Annotated in this window: 15 protein-coding genes and 1 tRNA gene; 12 read left to right on the forward strand and 4 right to left on the reverse strand. The window is 64.2% G+C overall.

The window, feature by feature from the left end; all coding sequences use genetic code 11:
- Positions 1-5: 5 nt before the first annotated feature.
- Positions 6-1,373, reverse strand: coding sequence for a bifunctional UDP-N-acetylglucosamine diphosphorylase/glucosamine-1-phosphate N-acetyltransferase GlmU (gene glmU / locus ABID59_RS07400; protein ID WP_354082937.1), 1,368 nt, complete (start codon positions 1,371-1,373; stop codon positions 6-8).
- Positions 1,374-1,539: 166 nt separating this feature from the next.
- Here glmU and ABID59_RS07405 point away from each other — a divergent pair, with 166 nt between their 5' ends.
- Entirely contained in the window at positions 1,540-2,922 is a 1,383-nt protein-coding gene (locus tag ABID59_RS07405) for a hypothetical protein (RefSeq protein ID WP_354082938.1), read from the forward strand.
- A gap of 393 nt (positions 2,923-3,315) precedes the next feature.
- Entirely contained in the window at positions 3,316-3,696 is a 381-nt protein-coding gene (locus tag ABID59_RS07410) for a hypothetical protein (RefSeq protein WP_148749300.1), read from the forward strand.
- On the opposite strand, the gene ABID59_RS07415 is transcribed toward ABID59_RS07410, so the two are convergent.
- Entirely contained in the window at positions 3,656-5,320 is a 1,665-nt protein-coding gene (locus ABID59_RS07415) for a glycoside hydrolase family 17 protein (protein WP_354082939.1), read from the reverse strand. The genes ABID59_RS07410 and ABID59_RS07415 overlap by 41 nt on opposite strands.
- 226 nt (positions 5,321-5,546) lie before the next feature.
- Here ABID59_RS07415 and ABID59_RS07420 point away from each other — a divergent pair, with 226 nt between their 5' ends.
- The 4 genes from ABID59_RS07420 to ABID59_RS07435 all read left to right on the forward strand — a co-directional run bounded on the left by ABID59_RS07420 (position 5,547) and on the right by ABID59_RS07435 (position 9,874).
- Entirely contained in the window at positions 5,547-6,140 is a 594-nt protein-coding gene (locus ABID59_RS07420; protein ID WP_148749302.1) for a beta-1-3, beta-1-6-glucan biosynthesis protein, read from the forward strand.
- 222 nt (positions 6,141-6,362) lie between these two features.
- Positions 6,363-9,023 carry a glycosyltransferase gene (locus tag ABID59_RS07425; protein WP_354082940.1) on the forward strand — a complete coding sequence of 887 codons (2,661 nt, stop codon included), beginning with the start codon at positions 6,363-6,365 and terminating at the stop codon, positions 9,021-9,023.
- A 273-nt stretch (positions 9,024-9,296) separates the two neighbouring features.
- Positions 9,297-9,372: transfer RNA gene (locus ABID59_RS07430), tRNA-Lys, on the forward strand.
- A 184-nt stretch (positions 9,373-9,556) separates the two neighbouring features.
- Positions 9,557-9,874 carry a hypothetical protein gene (locus ABID59_RS07435; protein ID WP_148749324.1) on the forward strand — a complete coding sequence of 106 codons (318 nt, stop codon included), beginning with the start codon at positions 9,557-9,559 and terminating at the stop codon, positions 9,872-9,874.
- Positions 9,875-10,397: 523 nt separating this feature from the next.
- Here ABID59_RS07435 and ABID59_RS07440 read toward each other — a convergent pair.
- Positions 10,398-11,084, reverse strand: coding sequence for a hypothetical protein (locus ABID59_RS07440; RefSeq protein WP_354082941.1), 687 nt, complete (start codon positions 11,082-11,084; stop codon positions 10,398-10,400).
- 280 nt (positions 11,085-11,364) lie between these two features.
- Between ABID59_RS07440 and ABID59_RS07445 the strand changes: the two genes are divergently transcribed.
- From ABID59_RS07445 to ABID59_RS07460, 4 genes are all read left to right on the forward strand, one after another.
- Positions 11,365-11,535, forward strand: coding sequence for a hypothetical protein (locus ABID59_RS07445; protein WP_354082942.1), 171 nt, complete (start codon positions 11,365-11,367; stop codon positions 11,533-11,535).
- Positions 11,536-11,702: 167 nt separating this feature from the next.
- Positions 11,703-11,945: a hypothetical protein gene (locus tag ABID59_RS07450; RefSeq protein WP_354034416.1), complete on the forward strand. Its 243-nt coding sequence runs from the start codon at positions 11,703-11,705 to the stop codon at positions 11,943-11,945.
- 140 nt (positions 11,946-12,085) lie between these two features.
- Positions 12,086-12,325 carry a hypothetical protein gene (locus ABID59_RS07455; RefSeq protein WP_354082943.1) on the forward strand — a complete coding sequence of 80 codons (240 nt, stop codon included), beginning with the start codon at positions 12,086-12,088 and terminating at the stop codon, positions 12,323-12,325.
- A gap of 118 nt (positions 12,326-12,443) precedes the next feature.
- On the forward strand, positions 12,444-12,734 hold the full coding sequence (locus ABID59_RS07460; protein WP_354082944.1) for a hypothetical protein: 291 nt from the start codon (positions 12,444-12,446) through the stop codon (positions 12,732-12,734).
- A gap of 15 nt (positions 12,735-12,749) precedes the next feature.
- On the opposite strand, the gene ABID59_RS07465 is transcribed toward ABID59_RS07460, so the two are convergent.
- Complete coding sequence (locus tag ABID59_RS07465; protein WP_354082945.1) at positions 12,750-13,670, reverse strand: LysR family transcriptional regulator; 921 nt, start codon at positions 13,668-13,670, stop codon at positions 12,750-12,752.
- 107 nt (positions 13,671-13,777) lie between these two features.
- Between ABID59_RS07465 and ABID59_RS07470 the strand changes: the two genes are divergently transcribed.
- Together ABID59_RS07470 and ABID59_RS07475 are read left to right on the forward strand one after the other, a co-directional pair.
- Positions 13,778-14,101 (forward strand): Dabb family protein, encoded by a 324-nt coding sequence (locus ABID59_RS07470; protein WP_354034412.1) that lies wholly within the window; start codon positions 13,778-13,780, stop codon positions 14,099-14,101.
- Entirely contained in the window at positions 14,098-15,177 is a 1,080-nt protein-coding gene (locus ABID59_RS07475) for a maleylacetate reductase (RefSeq protein ID WP_354082946.1), read from the forward strand. The genes ABID59_RS07470 and ABID59_RS07475 overlap by 4 nt, the downstream gene beginning before the upstream one ends.
- Positions 15,178-15,179 lie beyond the last annotated feature (2 nt).

A 15,179-nucleotide genomic window follows, 5' to 3' on the forward strand; every position in this document is an offset into this window, starting at 1 on the left:
GCCGCTCACTTCTCGGGCTTCTTGTCCACTTTCTTGCCGTCTGTCTTCAGCTCGCGGTAACGCGCAGCACCACCTTCGCGGATGGTCTGCGGGCTGCGCTCCAGCGCCATGGCGTCATCGGGCACATCGCGCGTGATCACCGAGCCTGAGCCGATATAGGCGCCATTGCCGATCTTCACCGGCGCGACCAGCGAGGAGTTGGTACCGACGAAGGCGCCCTGCCCGATCACCGTCTTGTGCTTCTTGAAGCCGTCGTAGTTGCAGGTGATGGTGCCGGCGCCGATGTTGGAGTTGGCGCCGATGGTGGCGTCGCCAATGTAGGAGAGATGGTTGACCTTGACGCCGGCCTCCAGCGTCGCGGCCTTGGTCTCCACGAAATTGCCGATCCGCGCGCCATCGCCGAGCGAGGTGCCGGGGCGCAGCCGCGCATAGGGCCCGATCGAGACGTTCTTGCCGAGCGTAGTCTGCACGATATGCGAGAAGGAATGGATCACGGTGCCGTCGGCGATCGAAACGCCCGGCCCGATCACCACGAAGGGCTCGATGGTGACGTCCTTGCCGAACACGGTATCGACTGAGAGATAGACGGTTTCGGGGCCGATCAGCGTGACGCCGGCCTCCATCGCAGCCTTGCGCAACCGCGCTTGCATCACGCTTTCCGCTTCTGCAAGCTGGGCCTTGGTGTTGATGCCGCGCACTTCGTCCTCGCTGGTTTCGATCACCACGGACTCCCATCCATTGTCGCAGGCGACGCCGACCGCATCGGTCAGGTAATACTCGCCCTTGGAATTCGCATTGCCTATTTTGTCGAGGATCGCGAGCGCGCGGCGGCCGTCGATCGCCATCACGCCAGCATTGCACAGATCGATCTTGCGCTCGTCCGCGCTGGCGTCGGCGTGCTCACGGATCGCGACCAGGCGGTCGCCCTCGACGATGAAGCGGCCATACCCGGTCGGGTCCGCTGCGCGAAAACCGAGCGCGGCAATCGCGGCACCTTTCGCGAGCGGCGCGCGGAGCCGCGCAAAAGTCTCGGCCGAGATCAGCGGCGTATCGCCGAACGCAATCAGGACGTCGTCAACGCCGCGCGCAACCGCCTCCCGCGCCGCCAGGACCGCGTGCGCGGTGCCGAGCCGCTCGGCCTGCACGAAGATGAGCGCATCGGACCGGATCCGCTTCGCCTCGTCCGCGACCGCGTGGTGATCGGGGCCGATCACGACCGCAAGCGCAGTGCCGGTTCCGCGCGGTGCGGCTCCGAGCACGTGGGCAAGCAGCGTCTGGGAAGCTACGGGATGCAGCACTTTCGGCAGGCTGGATCGCATGCGCGTGCCTTCGCCGGCGGCGAGCACGATCGTGAGGCTTGAGCGGACGGTCATCGCAATCCTGTCAAATACGGCCGAATCAATCATCACACGATGGGCGACGAAAGCTTGTCGCCTTGCTACCCCCGCAAACACCCGGAATTCAAGTGCGAGGGGGTTTTCCTGTTAATGTTCCCTGATTGATTCGGGGAAGCCAGGCGGGGCTGGGCACTAAACGTTCATGGCAAAGGATTCCGACCCACTGGCGGATGCCTTCGGCGACGAGACCGGCGGGCTGTTCTCCGGACTCTTGGCTGAAGAAAGCACGTTCGATCGCCGTATGATGTGGCGGCTGGGCTCGTGGGGCGCGACCGCTGTCGGCGCCGTCGTGATCGCCGTTTTGGCCAACCAGGCCCAGCTCGGCTGGCGCCGCGACCAGGTCGCCTCCGCCGATCTCGCCCACCAGTCCGACCGTCTCCAGGTGCTGACCAAGGAAAGCCAGCTCGAAGCGCGTCGCCTCGCCTCCGCCATCGAGACGCTGAACACCGATCGCGACCGGCTCTACTCGCGCGTCACGGTGCTCGAGCAGGGGCTTGATTCCGTCACCGGCGCGATCGCCAGGCAAAGCGCGACATCGCCGCAGCCCACCGCATCGAAGCCGCAGGAGTCGTCCGTTGCCGCCGCGCAGTCCCCGGCCCCCGATGTCGCACCGGTCGCCTCGACCGCAGCCTCGCTGGTCGACAAGCCGCGGGCGCCCAAGGACGTCTTGAAGGAAACGTTGAAGGACGCTGCGAAGGATCAGCCAGGCCCGCCGCCGCAGACGGCGGCTGCCGCCTCGCTCGTTCCGCAGTCCCCAGTGACGACGTCGGCACTGCCGATCCTTCCGCTGGTGCCATCAAAGTCGATCATGGCGCCGCCCGATCCGGCCGCGTCGAAACTGATTCAGCCGGACGCCCCCGAGAAGAAATCCGAGCCGGCGCCCGTTTCCACCGAAGTCGCCGCGGGACCAGCCAAACCGCCGGAGGCAACCGAAGCCGAGTCGCCCGCAATCGCAGTCCAGCAGACGCGCTTTGCCATCGATCTCGGCGGTGCGAACTCGGTCGACGGCCTGCGCGCGCTCTGGCGCGGCCTGAGCAAGTCGAATCCGGAGGTCGCAGCACTTCGGCCGATCATCATGATCAAGGAAGGCAATAACGGCCTCGGGATGCAGCTGCGTCTGGGTGCCGGTCCCCTGATTAATGCCGCCGCCGCCGCAAAGCTCTGCGCAGGCTTGGCCGAGAACGACCGCCACTGCGAGACGACAGTGTTCGACGGCCAGCGCTTGTCGATGCGCGGCAGCTCGGAGAAGGGCCAGGACAAGAACCAGGACAAGGGTTCAGACAAGAACCAGGACAAGAGCTCGGAGAAGAGCCAAGAGAAGAGCCAGGACTCAGTGCCGCAAGCCGAGACCGCCCCGCCGGCGCCCGCGCCCGCCGCCAAGCCTGACAAGCACCGCCGCAGCTACTCATCCAAGCGCTCCTCAAAGCGTGAGGAGCCCGCACCTGCGCCAGCGCCACAGCCAGCAGCGGCCGCCGCCAAGCCGGAGACGGCGAGCTCGACGATATCGTCGTTCTTCAGACGGTAGGACTGTCAGGACTTCCGATTGAATCGGCGGCGCGTCTCCCTGAGACTGCGCCGTTCAAAGAACAGCCGCCAGTTGGCTGATCTTGATGGCCGCGCAAATGATCATGCCCCAAAGCGCAAAATTGACCTGCAACGCTTCAACCATTGCCAACCTCGCTCGCATCCTCGCAGTCGCGTTCTTGAACGACGTGATCTGCTCCTGACTGGATCGGCGATCGCGCCCACGCTTCAAATCGGATTGTTAGGCCACGCTGGAACTCTAGCAAATCCGTATGGCTACGGTTCCGATGCGTTCGGGGTGCCGCAAATGCATGCAGCCGCCTGCGCTGTCCCCCCGGTGTAAAAATGCCCCGGCCCTGTTGCTCCCTCCGGCCATCCCGACCATATTGCCCCCATGACAAAAAAGCCGTTTCGCCTCACGCCGTATCAGGTGCAGTTTCTCATCGTCGTCGGTTTCGTCACCGTCGGCTGGGCGCTCTATGTGCGCTATCTCGCCGTCGAGTTCTCGCAAGTGTCGCTCGCATGCGATGCCGGCTTGCAGACCATGATCTGCAAGGCGCGCTCGGTGTCGACGTCGCTGTTCAAGAATTCGGTGTTCGGCATCGTCGCGCTGGTGATCGCGACGCTGAACCTGATGCGGCCTTCGATCGTGCTGCTCACGCTCGGCGTGGTCGCAGCCGGCCTCGGCATCGTGCTCTACAACATCGTGCTGTCGGGCCTGGCGATCGGCCTGCTCATCCTTGGCTTTGCTCGGCCCGCGCCCGCCACAGCGTGAGCGCGAACAGGAGATAGATCGCGCAGGTCCACATCGCCTGCCAGTTGTCGCGGCCTTCGTTCAGGATCACGTAGACGGCCGACAGCGCCAGCAGCCCTGCGAACACGGCTTCTGCGATCGGGCGCACGCCGATCTGCGGGCGGTTGAGCATCAACAGCGCGAACGGCACCACCGCCATCGTCAGCGAGGCATAGGGGAAGTCGCGGTAGCGCGGATCGAACACGAAGCCGAGCGCGGTCTCTGCCGCGATCACCGCCGTCACCGCCAGGGTCAGCCCCAGCACGGCCGAGAGCTTCGACCATTTCCGTCCCTCGCGCGGACCGAGCAGGTCGAGGAAGCTCGGCAGGCTGCGGCCGATGACAAGCGCCTGCGCGCATAAGATCGGCGACAGGATGCCGGCCAGCAGCAGCATGCCCCATTGCAGCCAGCCGCCCCAGCCGTAGCTCTCGTAAATCATCTTGTCGGCGGCAATCCCGAGCAGGATGCCCGCTGATGTCGCGGAGATGCCGACGCCGAGCCAGGCCGAGAAGCGCGGCGTCCAGGGCCGGCGGCGCAGCGTGATGCCGGCCACCGCAAACACCAGCACGCTGAGAACCATGCCGGCGCCCATGTACCATTTCCAGAACGGGAAATTGCTGATCGGCTCGCCCGGCGGATATTTCAGCTGTCGCCGCACGGAATCGAACAGGCCCCAATAACCGCCGACGGTGCCTTCGAGCTGCCGCTTCCACGGCTGGTCGTAGGCCTCGATCAGGTTGACGCGAAACTTCAGCGCCTTCGCGAGCCCCAGGATTTCCGAGACGACGCGCGCCTGGTTGGTGCGTGACGGCAGCGCGCCGTCGCGCATGCGACCTTCGCTCGGCCAGCCGGTCTCGCCGATCAGGATCTCCTTGCCGGGGAACGCCACCGCCATGCGCTCACGGATCGCCTCGACATGGCTCGCCGCGAACTTCGCCTTCACCGGCATATCCTCCCAATAAGGCAGGATATGAATCGTGACGAAGTCGACGGCGTCATAGACGTCGCGGTTCTTCAGCCAGTACTCCCAGACGTCGGCATAGGTAATGGGCACGCTGACCTGCGCCTTCACCGAACGGATGATCGCGGTGAGATCCGACGTCGTCATCTCTCCGCGCAGCAGCACCTCGTTACCGACGACGAGCGAGGAGATGGTGTCGGGGAATTCCTTGGTGAGGCGCACAGCGGTCGCCACTTGCGCGAGATTCTTGGCGCGGTTGCTGCCGAGCCAGATACCCTGGATTACCTTCAGCCCGCCGATCCTGGTCGCGACCGCCGGCACCTGGTCGAGCCCGTTCTCGATCGAGTAGGTGCGGACGCAGTCGGTGATCTGCTTGAGCTGGCGCAGATCCTGCTCGAGCTGGTCGGCCTCGATATGGGTCCATTCGTTCAGCGGCGTCTGGTCGCCGCGGAACGGCGCGTAGGAGACGCATTGCACCTTGTCATTGGGATCGATGGGCGCGCGCGCGAGCGTGATCGGCGTGGCCAGCCACCACCACACGGAAGCAATCGCACAGAGGGAGACAAGCAGAAGCGCCAGTGGCGTACGAAGTGAAATCGGTTCCGTCCTCCGCGAGGGTCCGTCGATTACCTGCTCGCGCGCCATCTGCCAAGGGGGTACCCGGGTCGGCTGCGCGCTCTCCCCGACGGATTGGGCTGCGGCCGTTCGACCGGGCCCTAGGATCGTGACTTTGCTGGACAAAAATCCAATTACAGGTCATTGGATTTTGCGGGACTTTTCCGCCGCATTGGAGACCCATTTGGACGCCATCACGTCTCGGCGTCCGCGAGGTCCTTCCGCGCGGACGAGCGGCTGAGATATTGGGGAATTCATGCGGCGACGGGTGTTCGAGTTACGAAATGCGGTCCTGCGGCAGTTCGCCGCCACGTTGGCCGTCTCCTCCCTTGTCCTCCTGGCCAATCTTGGTGGCGCCTCGGCCCAGAGCGGCTCGCCCGCCCCTGACCAGGGCAAGGCTGCCGCCCAGCCCGCCGACGCCGCCAAGGACGCGGCCCAGAACCAGCGCCGCACCGACGAGTTCGCGGAAGCTGCTCAAGTCATCAACGGCCCGGCCGGCAACCCCGAATGCGTCTGGCTCGGCCGGCGCGTGGTGCGGCTGATGTGGCGGGATGACCTCGATACCGCATTCCGCCATCTCGACCTCTATGACCGCTTCGGCTGCCCCGGCGGCCACATCCAGGCGGCGTTCCGCTGCCTGACCCGCTTCGGCGCCCAGATCGATCCCAAGATTGCCGAGACCCTGGACAGCCGTGTCCACGCTTGCTGGATCAACCCGGCTTCCCAGCCGCAGCAGGCGGCCGCCGCGGCATCGCAGCCGCCGGCGCCGACCACCGGCAATTCGCAAGCCCCCCAGCCGGCCGCGAGCCCCACGCCTGCGGCAAGCCCGTCGCCGGCACCCCAGAAATAGCCGCGATCGTTTCAGCCTCCGTTCAGGAACGATCGGCGATAGCAACAGACGGCACTGCCGCGCGTTGACCGGACCGGACAAGGCCATGCCCTGATAAGGACATGAGGCCATGACAGTTGAGAAACCGTGCGGCAGAGGTATGCTCCCTTTGCCGTGGACTTGGTCGGATCTCGGGGTCGGATCCGCTTCCCTGCCCCCTCAGCCCCTTTTGGTTTAGCCGCGATGCGCGTTGTCGCCGCCGTTCTGTTGCTCGTGTCCATGCTCCACGCCGGCCTCTGGGGAGTCCTGCGCGACAAGGAACCCGCGCCTGATTTCAAGGGCCTGTTGCCCAGCCTGTCTTATACGCCGTTCGAACCGGGACATATTGTCGACAACAACCTCGACCCCGACAAGATACGTGCCGATCTGAAAAAGCTCTCGACCCTCACGCGTGCGATTCGGTCTTACTCGGCGACGGAAGGCAACGAATTGGTGCCGCCGATCGCCGCCGAGTTCGGGCTCAAAGTCACGGTCGGCGCCTGGATCGGCAAGGACCCGGAGCGCAACGAGCGCGAGATCAAGGCCGCGATCGAGCTTGCGCGCAAGAACAGCAACGTGAACGGCGTTGTCGTCGGCAACGAGGTGATCTACCGGGGCGAGCAGAAGGTCGAAGACCTCATCGAGATGATCAAGCGGGTGAAGAGTGCGGTGCGCGTGCCCGTCACCACCGGCGAGATCTGGAACATCTGGCGCGACAACCCCGACCTCGGCTCCAACGTCGATTTCATCGCCGCGCACGTCCTGCCCTATTGGGAAAACTTCCGGTCGGACCAGGCGGTCGATCAGGCCGTGGACCGCTACAACCTCTTGCGCAACCAGTTCCCGGGCAAGCGCATCGTCATCGCCGAATTCGGCTGGCCGAGCGCGGGCTATAATCTGCGCAATGCAGATCCAGGTCCGTTCCAGCAGGCGCTGACGCTGCGCAATTTCGTCAGCCGCGCCGAAGCGCTGGGCATGGAATACAACATCGTCGAAGCCATCGATCAGCCCTGGAAATACTTTGAAGGCGGCGTCGGTCCCTATTGGGGCATCCTCAACGCCAGCCGCGAGCCGAAATTCGCCTGGACCGGCCCGGTCGAGAATCCTGACTATTGGAAACTGATGACCATCGCGCTGCTGGTCGGCATCCTCTTGTCGCTGCCGATCCTGCGGCTGGAGCAGCCGACCGCCAGGCAGTCGTTTCTGCTGTCGGCCACCGCCAACGGCGTCGGCGCCTGGGCCGCGACCGTATTCGCGTTCTGGAACGGACATTATTTCCTCTTCGGATCGGCCTTCGCGCTGACGCTCGGCATGATACTTCTTGTTCCCCTTGTCCTCATCGCGATGGCCCGGATCGACGAGATCGCGGCCGTCGCGTTCGGCCGGCCGCCGCAGCGGCTGCTCGCCAAGGGCAAGCCGGTCGAGAACGTGCCCGAGAATTACTGCCCGAAGGTCTCGATCCACATCCCCGCCTATTTCGAGCCGGTCGACATGCTCAAGCAGACGCTCGATGCGCTGTCGCGGCTCGACTATCCCAACTACGAATGCGTCGTCATCATCAACAACACGCCCGATCCCGCCTTCTGGCAGCCGATCCAGGACCACTGCCGCGCGCTCGGTGAACGCTTCAAGTTCATCAACGCGGAGAAGGTGCAGGGTTTCAAGGCCGGCGCGTTGCGCATCGCCATGGACCGCACCGCCGCCGATGCCGAAATCATCGGCATTCTCGATGCCGACTATGTCGTCGAGCCCGACTGGCTGAAGGACCTCGTGCCGGCCTTCGCCGACCCGCGCGTCGGCCTCGTGCAGGCGCCGCAGGAGCACCGCGACGGCGATCTGTCGATCATGCACTACATCATGAACGGCGAATATGCCGGCTTCTTCGACATCGGCATGGTCCAGCGCAACGAGCTCAACGCCGTCATCGTGCACGGCACGATGTGCCTGATCCGCCGCGCCGCGATGGACATGGCCGGCGGCTGGTCATCCGACACGATCTGCGAAGACAGCGATCTCGGGCTTGCGATCCAGGAGCTCGGCTGGACCACCCATTACACCAACCACCGCTACGGCCAGGGCCTGCTGCCCGACACCTACGAGGCCTTCAAGAAGCAGCGCCACCGCTGGGCCTATGGCGGCCTCCAGATCGTGAAGAAGCACTGGCGGCAGTTCCTGCCGGGCCGGAGCCGGCTCACGCCCGACCAGAAGCGCGAATATGGTCTTGGCTGGCTGAACTGGCTCGGGGCCGAAAGTCTCGGCGTGGTCGTGGCACTGCTCAACCTCATCTGGGTGCCGATCGTCGCCTTCGCCGACATCGCGATCCCTGACAAGATTCTGACGCTGCCGATCATCGGCGCCTTCGTCGTCTCGCTCGCGCACTTCCTGTCGATGTACCGCGCGCGCGTCGCGATCAAGCCCGGCCAGATGCTGGGCGCCATGATCGCCGCGATGAGCGTGCAATGGACGGTCTCGCGTGCAGTCGCGCAAGGACTGATCACCGAGCACATCGCCTTCGCGCGCACCTCCAAGGGCGGCCTGTCCAGGATGTCGATCGAGTTCCAGGCGTTCTGGGAGGCCGTGATCGGCGCCCTGCTCCTGATCGGCTCTGGCGTGCTGATCGCCTCCAACAGTTTCAGGCAGATCACCGAGATCTATATCTTCGCCGGCGTCCTGGTGCTGCAGAGCCTGCCGTTCCTGGCCGCGGTCGCGATTGCGATCCTCGAGCTCAGCCGCATCAACTCGTTCCAATTCTGGCGCGACAGCGCGATCCGCACCGCCGAGCTGATCGGCCTGCGCCCGGTCGCCCTGCCGGCGCCCGGCAACGCGCAGCCGGTGCCGAGCGAGGTGCGGCGGGAGGCGAACTGACTTCGGCGTGGATGACCGGCCGCCAATCGGGTTGAAAATCCCGGGCTAAGCGATGGAAATGTCGCGCAAATCCCCGCCTCTGGCGCGATCTTCGGCAGCCGCGCGCGCTATTGACCTCCGCGCCCCATCCCCCTACACAGCGCGGGCCGAAAGCATGATCCGGAAACAGCCGGTTTTCCCCGCAGCACTTCAGTCAAACGCGGCGGCAAGACATGCTTTTCCAAATGTCCGAAGACGATGGCGATTGATTTCTGAAGCCATCGGCGGCCATGGGAGCGCGTAGCTCAGCCGGTAGAGCACGTGACTTTTAATCACGGGGTCCTGGGTTCGAGCCCCAGCGCGCTCACCACACGAAACCAAAAACTTGCGCCCCAATCCGCCATCGCCCAAGAAACGCGGCGGGCCGAGCAGCGCGGGAACGCGCCACGTTGGGAGTACGGCCGCCTATCTAACTAACCCTTTTTAGCCGTAGCCTTTTCCACCGTTTGGGATCAGGTTCGGTCCGGAAGGGAACTTTAGCCAGCGGCGTTCTCATGGGTCAGTCTCCATCCATCGTGCCGCAGAGTGCGGCAAGCCACGATGTCTATCTTGTGCTTGAGGACTTCGGCGGCCGTTTGGGGCGGGCCTGGTCCGAAACGGCAGAAGAGGACAGCAACCGCGCGACTCTGCTGCGGCACCTGATCGAAGGCCATTACATTCGTCCAGCTCGCATCGTCGCCTTCAACACGACCGAGGGATGGTCGCGCGATGTGACCACGGATATCGCGGATGAGCTGCGCCGTCGCTTCGTCGAATTCGAGGACGTGGCGCCCTCGATGTTGGAATTCCTTGAGAGAGCGGCGAGGCACTGAGCGACAGCTTCGTAAAGCGCAGCTTTGAGTGCTTCCTGTGCCTGGCCGCTTTGCCACACCCACAACGCGGAGCACGAAGCACCGGAGTGGCGTGTGGCGATGGAAGCTCTTGGTGGTCGAGCGCGGCGGCCCGACGCTGTTCGCGCGGATCGGCGTCATGCGTGCGCTGAACCGACACTATGAGTTTAACCCGAATTGCAAAGAGCCGTTGGGGGGCCGGCGGAAGTTGAAGAGGGATCAATGACCGTCTTCAAAATGGGGAAAGGCCGCAGGGTGGTTCCAGCCCCCGCTGCGGCCATCCCGGACAACTAGAAAAATGGTCGGTACTCAAATCTCGCCGGTGTTCTCACAGTAGAACACCCCGTTCCGAAAATGGACTCCGTATGACTACCGGAGTCGGCTGTTCTACCCATGATCGTAAAAGGGCGAACTTGGCACGGCTCGCTTTCCAGCCCCCGATGCTCCCGGCTGCCGATTCAATTGCGGATCAGAGCGCCGGGAGCGCCTGGCGTGCCAGGTACCTTCAGCTTTCCGGGGCTGCAACTGTCGCCGGCGCAGTCAGTGGCGCGCCTCCAACCGAAATGGGCCCGATAGATTTCGACTGCCGAACCATCCGTTTGCGCATCGCTGCGGACAGTCCATAGCGAGCATGCGCTCTTCGAATCGAGGACGTCACGTCCGACGTCATTGCAGTTTGCAGCGAGTCGATCTTCGCGATCAGCGTCGAAAGCTGCGGCGATATCTTCTTCACGTCGCCCCGTTCGTCCGTGATGCTCTGTCGGAGAGAAAAGAGGGTCGTTGAATCCTGCTGCCGCAGAGCCGCATTTTGCTGCAACGAGGAATTGATCTCCTGCAGCGAGGCGGCTTGCTGCTGCTGGGCCGACTGGATGTCCCTCAGGGCAGCGACAATCGGATCCGGTTTTGCGACGGGCTCTTCCTGGCGCGGAAGCAGCGCTGCCAAGCTGCTGATGTTCGGCGACGGAAGATCAAACGGCGATGTATAGATGGCCGCCGCGCCATTGATCGCCAGAGCACACACCGACAGCGCCAGGACCGATTTCCGGCTGGACCGCTTGCCCGGTGCTGGAGCTTCCGCCGCTTCGTGTTCGGCTTCGTGTTCGGTTTGGGGTTCGAATGCTGCGGCTGCAAGTGCTGCGGCATCGAGGTGTTCGGCGAAGCCCAGCATTTCGGATGTCGTGGTCATGCGCATTGACCTCATGAGCGAGCAAAAGGAGGCCGTCGCCGGAACGTCCTCGCGACGCCTCCTTTACGCAGCACCCACCTACAACTGCCAAAAATTGTGGGCTTTTCGGATTAATTCCAAGTTAGCGACGTGGCCGCCAGGCATGTCCATCCACTCCGGCCGACTACGGGGCGATGCGATGGAATTGCGGTGGCAGACCTTACGTTCTGTTCCACCCGCCCTGCCAAAAAAAGCCAGGAGACAACCCGCCGGAAAGGTGTAGGATTCGATCAAACGGAGGAGCGGCATGTTTGAAATCACCGGTTTCGACACGGCAGGCGTCGTCAACCTGAAGCGCGAGTCACTCGCCGCCGCCCTCAAGAAGGCCAGGGAATTGATCGAGGACGGGTGCCGTGACGTTCAGATCGTCGATCCCAAGGGCCGGGTCTACACGTCGTTTGAGGAGCAGGCAGCCTAGCTTCCACCTACCGCGCAAGCGACTTAGCCGTCTCGGCCACAACATTTGGACGAGGCGTTGTTGCGGCGTTTGCTGAGGTGCAACTCTCGCGGGCCCCACCGTTGCCAATCAACTCTTTTGGGAGCACGCTCACGTCAGGCGCGCAGACGCCGCACGGGGAGAGACACATGAAGGAAGCTGGCCTGGATAGTCGCCATCGGGACAAGGACGGCGCGATCAGCAAGAAGCACGGCAACACGCTGGTCGGCACGTTGCGCAAGATCTACGGCAAGGGCTTTGCGGCCGGCTACCCGGATGCGACAACGCTAAGCGAGGTCTTGCATCAGTTGAACGAGACGTCGCTGAGCCAGCTGCGTCGCGATCACGACACCGGGCATTTGGGGCACAAGATCGACCACGTCCCGAAGTGACGAAGGTCGCCCGGCCAACTTCGCAATCATCAAGCCAGTCACCTGGGTCAGGCAGGCTGCGTTGTTGATCGGCCCCAATACACTTGCCGTTTGAGCCTTCCGAAACCAGGCGCTAGGATGAGCCTTTTACGGAGGCTCATTTGAAACAGGTTATTATTTTCGCAGCCGTCGCGCTGCTTGCCATGGCGCCCGCCCGATCCCAGGCTCTCGTCGATCCCAGCAAGGTTGCACCCGAATACCGCGAGGCGGCCGAAAAGCGCCGCGCCGAGCAAATCCGTCAGCGCGAATGCGCCCTGAAGGCGGATCTGGCGAAAGTGCTGCTGCGAGATCGGACCGACTATCTCAACCACTGCCTGGATGCGATGGCGGCGAAACAATAGCGGCGCGCAGCCGGTTGCGCCGCAAGACGCGCGCCAAACTCGCAACCGGCTTTCAGGCTTTCTTCAGACATTCGGCTCACCGTGACTGCCGATTTCCAATCATCATTGATTGTCCCCGATGAGCTTCGTCCAGGTCCAGTGCACGCGCTGCAAGACGATGTTTCGCGATCGTGCAGGCCGGTTGCAGGACGGCTACTCCAGGCAGTGCCCCGGTTGCGAAGTCGTGTTGTTCTTCGCCGAGGACTCGCAACATCCGTTCATCAAGCGCGCGATGCGAAACGCGCGGAAGGCCCGCAAGGAACAGTACGAGGCCGATGCAGCCGGGCGCTCTGCCTCGCCCGAACCGCGCGCCGCTCCCCGGTCGCGGTCGTCCATCGGACGGACGCGGGTGCAGGAGCGATCGGACTAGCGCCCGGCGGGCCGACTACGTCGCCTCGATCCAGATCCCGGTATCCGAATGCGCGCGGATGTGGTCGACCAGAAAGTCCGAAAACACCCTGATCTTCGCCGGCAGCCGGACGCGGTTCTGGTAGGCCACGTTCATCGTCAACAGCGGCAGTTCCCAGTCGGTCAGGACCGGCACGAGCTTGCCGGACGCGATGTCGCTCTGCACGATGTAAACCGGCTGGATCAGGATGCCGAGCCCCGCGCGCGCGGCGCCGCAGATGATCTGGCCGTCATTACTGTCGAGCGTCGGCGCGATGCGGACGGTCTGCGTCGTGCTGCCCTGGCTCAGTCGCAGCGAATAGGGATCGTTGGCGAGGTTGTAGACCAGCATGTCGTGACGCGCGAGATCGGCGGGATGCTCGGGGACGCCATGCGCCGCGAGATAGGACGGCGCGGCCGCAAGTACGCGGCGCATCTGTCCGATGCGGCGGATGATGATGTTGGAATCCGGCTCCTGCTCTCGCGTGCGGATCGCGACATCGATGCCGGCCTCGATGAAATCAGGATAGCGGTTGGCGGCGGTGATCTGGACGTCGAGCTTCGGATAGAGCTTGCGAAACGCCGGCAGCATCGGCGCCATGTAGATCATCGCAAACGACAGCGAGCTCGTGACGCGCAGCATGCCCTTCGGCGACAGCGCGCGGTCACTGACGGCGTCCTCGGCTTCGGCGAGCTCATTCAAGAGCGTGCTGCAACGCTGCAATAGCTCCTGCCCGGCTTCGGTCAGCCACTGCCGGCGCGTGTTGCGCTCGATCAGCCGGACCGCGAGCCGCTCCTCCAGCGCGCGCAGGTGCCGGCTCGCTGCGGCGTTCGACATCCGCAAGGCGTCGGCGGCCTTTGAGAGGCTGCCGAGCTCGGCCGTCCTGGAGAACACCTCGAGCTGGAGAAGCCGGTCCATTCTTCCTCATAATGGAAAAGAGACTTACGATTTTTGGTCTTTATTTCCGATTTCTGCAAGGCAAAATGGCGCCAACAAGCAAGATCGCAGGCGAGGAAATTTAGGAAATGTCGGGTCCGATCAAGCACATCGTGATGTGGCGGCTGCGCGGGGAGACCCAGGCTGAGCGCCTGGCCGCCCGGACCAAGGTCAAAACCCTGTTCGAAGGCCTCCGGGGCCGGATCGACGGCCTCACCCATATCGAGGTTGGCGCTGACATCAGCGATGTCGATTATGCCTGCGACGTTGTCCTCGTCTCCGAGTTTACCGACAGCAGCGCCTTAAAGGCCTACGCCACCCATCCGGAACATCTGCGGGTGCGGGAAGAACTCGGCGACTTGCGGATCGGGCGCTTCCAGGTCGATTATCCCGTCAAAGAGACCGGCGCATGATCGGTTCATTCACCTTTGAAAATCTGCCTTGCCGCGTCGTGTTCGGGAGCGGGACGCTTGCCGCGGCCAAAGCCGAGGTCGAGCGCCTCGGCGGCAAGCGCGCGCTGGTGCTGACGACGCCGCAGCAGGAAGCGCAAGGTACAGCACTCGGCGCAGCGCTCGGCCCGCTCTATGCCGGCATCTTCGCCGGCGCCACGATGCACACGCCCGTCGAGGTGACCGAGCGTGCAATCGCGGCGATGAAAGGTTGCGATGCCGACTGCGTGGTCGCGCTCGGCGGCGGTTCGACGACGGGACTAGGCAAGGCGCTCGCCTTGCGGACCGGCGTCAACCAGCTCTGCATTCCCACCACCTATGCCGGCTCGGAGATGACGCCGATCCTCGGTCAGACTGAAAACGGCCTGAAGACCACGGTGCGCGACGCCGCCGTGCTGCCGGAGACCGTGATCTACGACGTCGACCTGACGCTGACGCTGCCGGTCGGGCTCACTGCCACCTCCGGCATCAACGCCATCGCCCACGCGGTCGAAGCGCTTTATGCGCGCGACACCAATCCGGTGACCTCGCTGATGGCGGAAGAAGGCATCCGCGCGCTGGCGCGTGCCCTGCCCGCGATTGCGGCCAAGCCCGACGATCGCGCCGCCCGCAGCGACGCACTCTATGGCGCGTGGCTATGCGGCGTGTGCCTGGGCACCGTCGGCATGGCGCTGCATCACAAGCTCTGCCACACCCTCGGCGGCACCTTTGACCTCCCGCATGCCGAGACGCACACCATCGTGCTGCCGCATGCGCTGGCCTACAACGCACCGGCCGTGCCTGACGCGATGACGCGGATCGCCCGCGCGATCGCTGCGGCCGATGCGGCGCAGGGGCTCTACGATCTCGCCAGGCGATTAGGAGCCAAGGTTGCGCTGCGCGACATCGGCATGCCCGAGAGCGGCATCGACAAGGCGGCCGACCTCGCCGTGACCAATGCCTACTGGAATCCGCGTCCGCTCGAGCGCAACGCCATCCGCGACCTCATTGCGCGCGCCTGGGCGGGCGAGCCGCCGGCCGCAACCAAAGCAGCGGCCTGACG

Origin of the sequence: Bradyrhizobium sp. S3.3.6, assembly GCF_040546905.1 — a bacterium.
Classification (GTDB): Bacteria; Pseudomonadota; Alphaproteobacteria; order Rhizobiales; family Xanthobacteraceae; genus Bradyrhizobium; species Bradyrhizobium cytisi.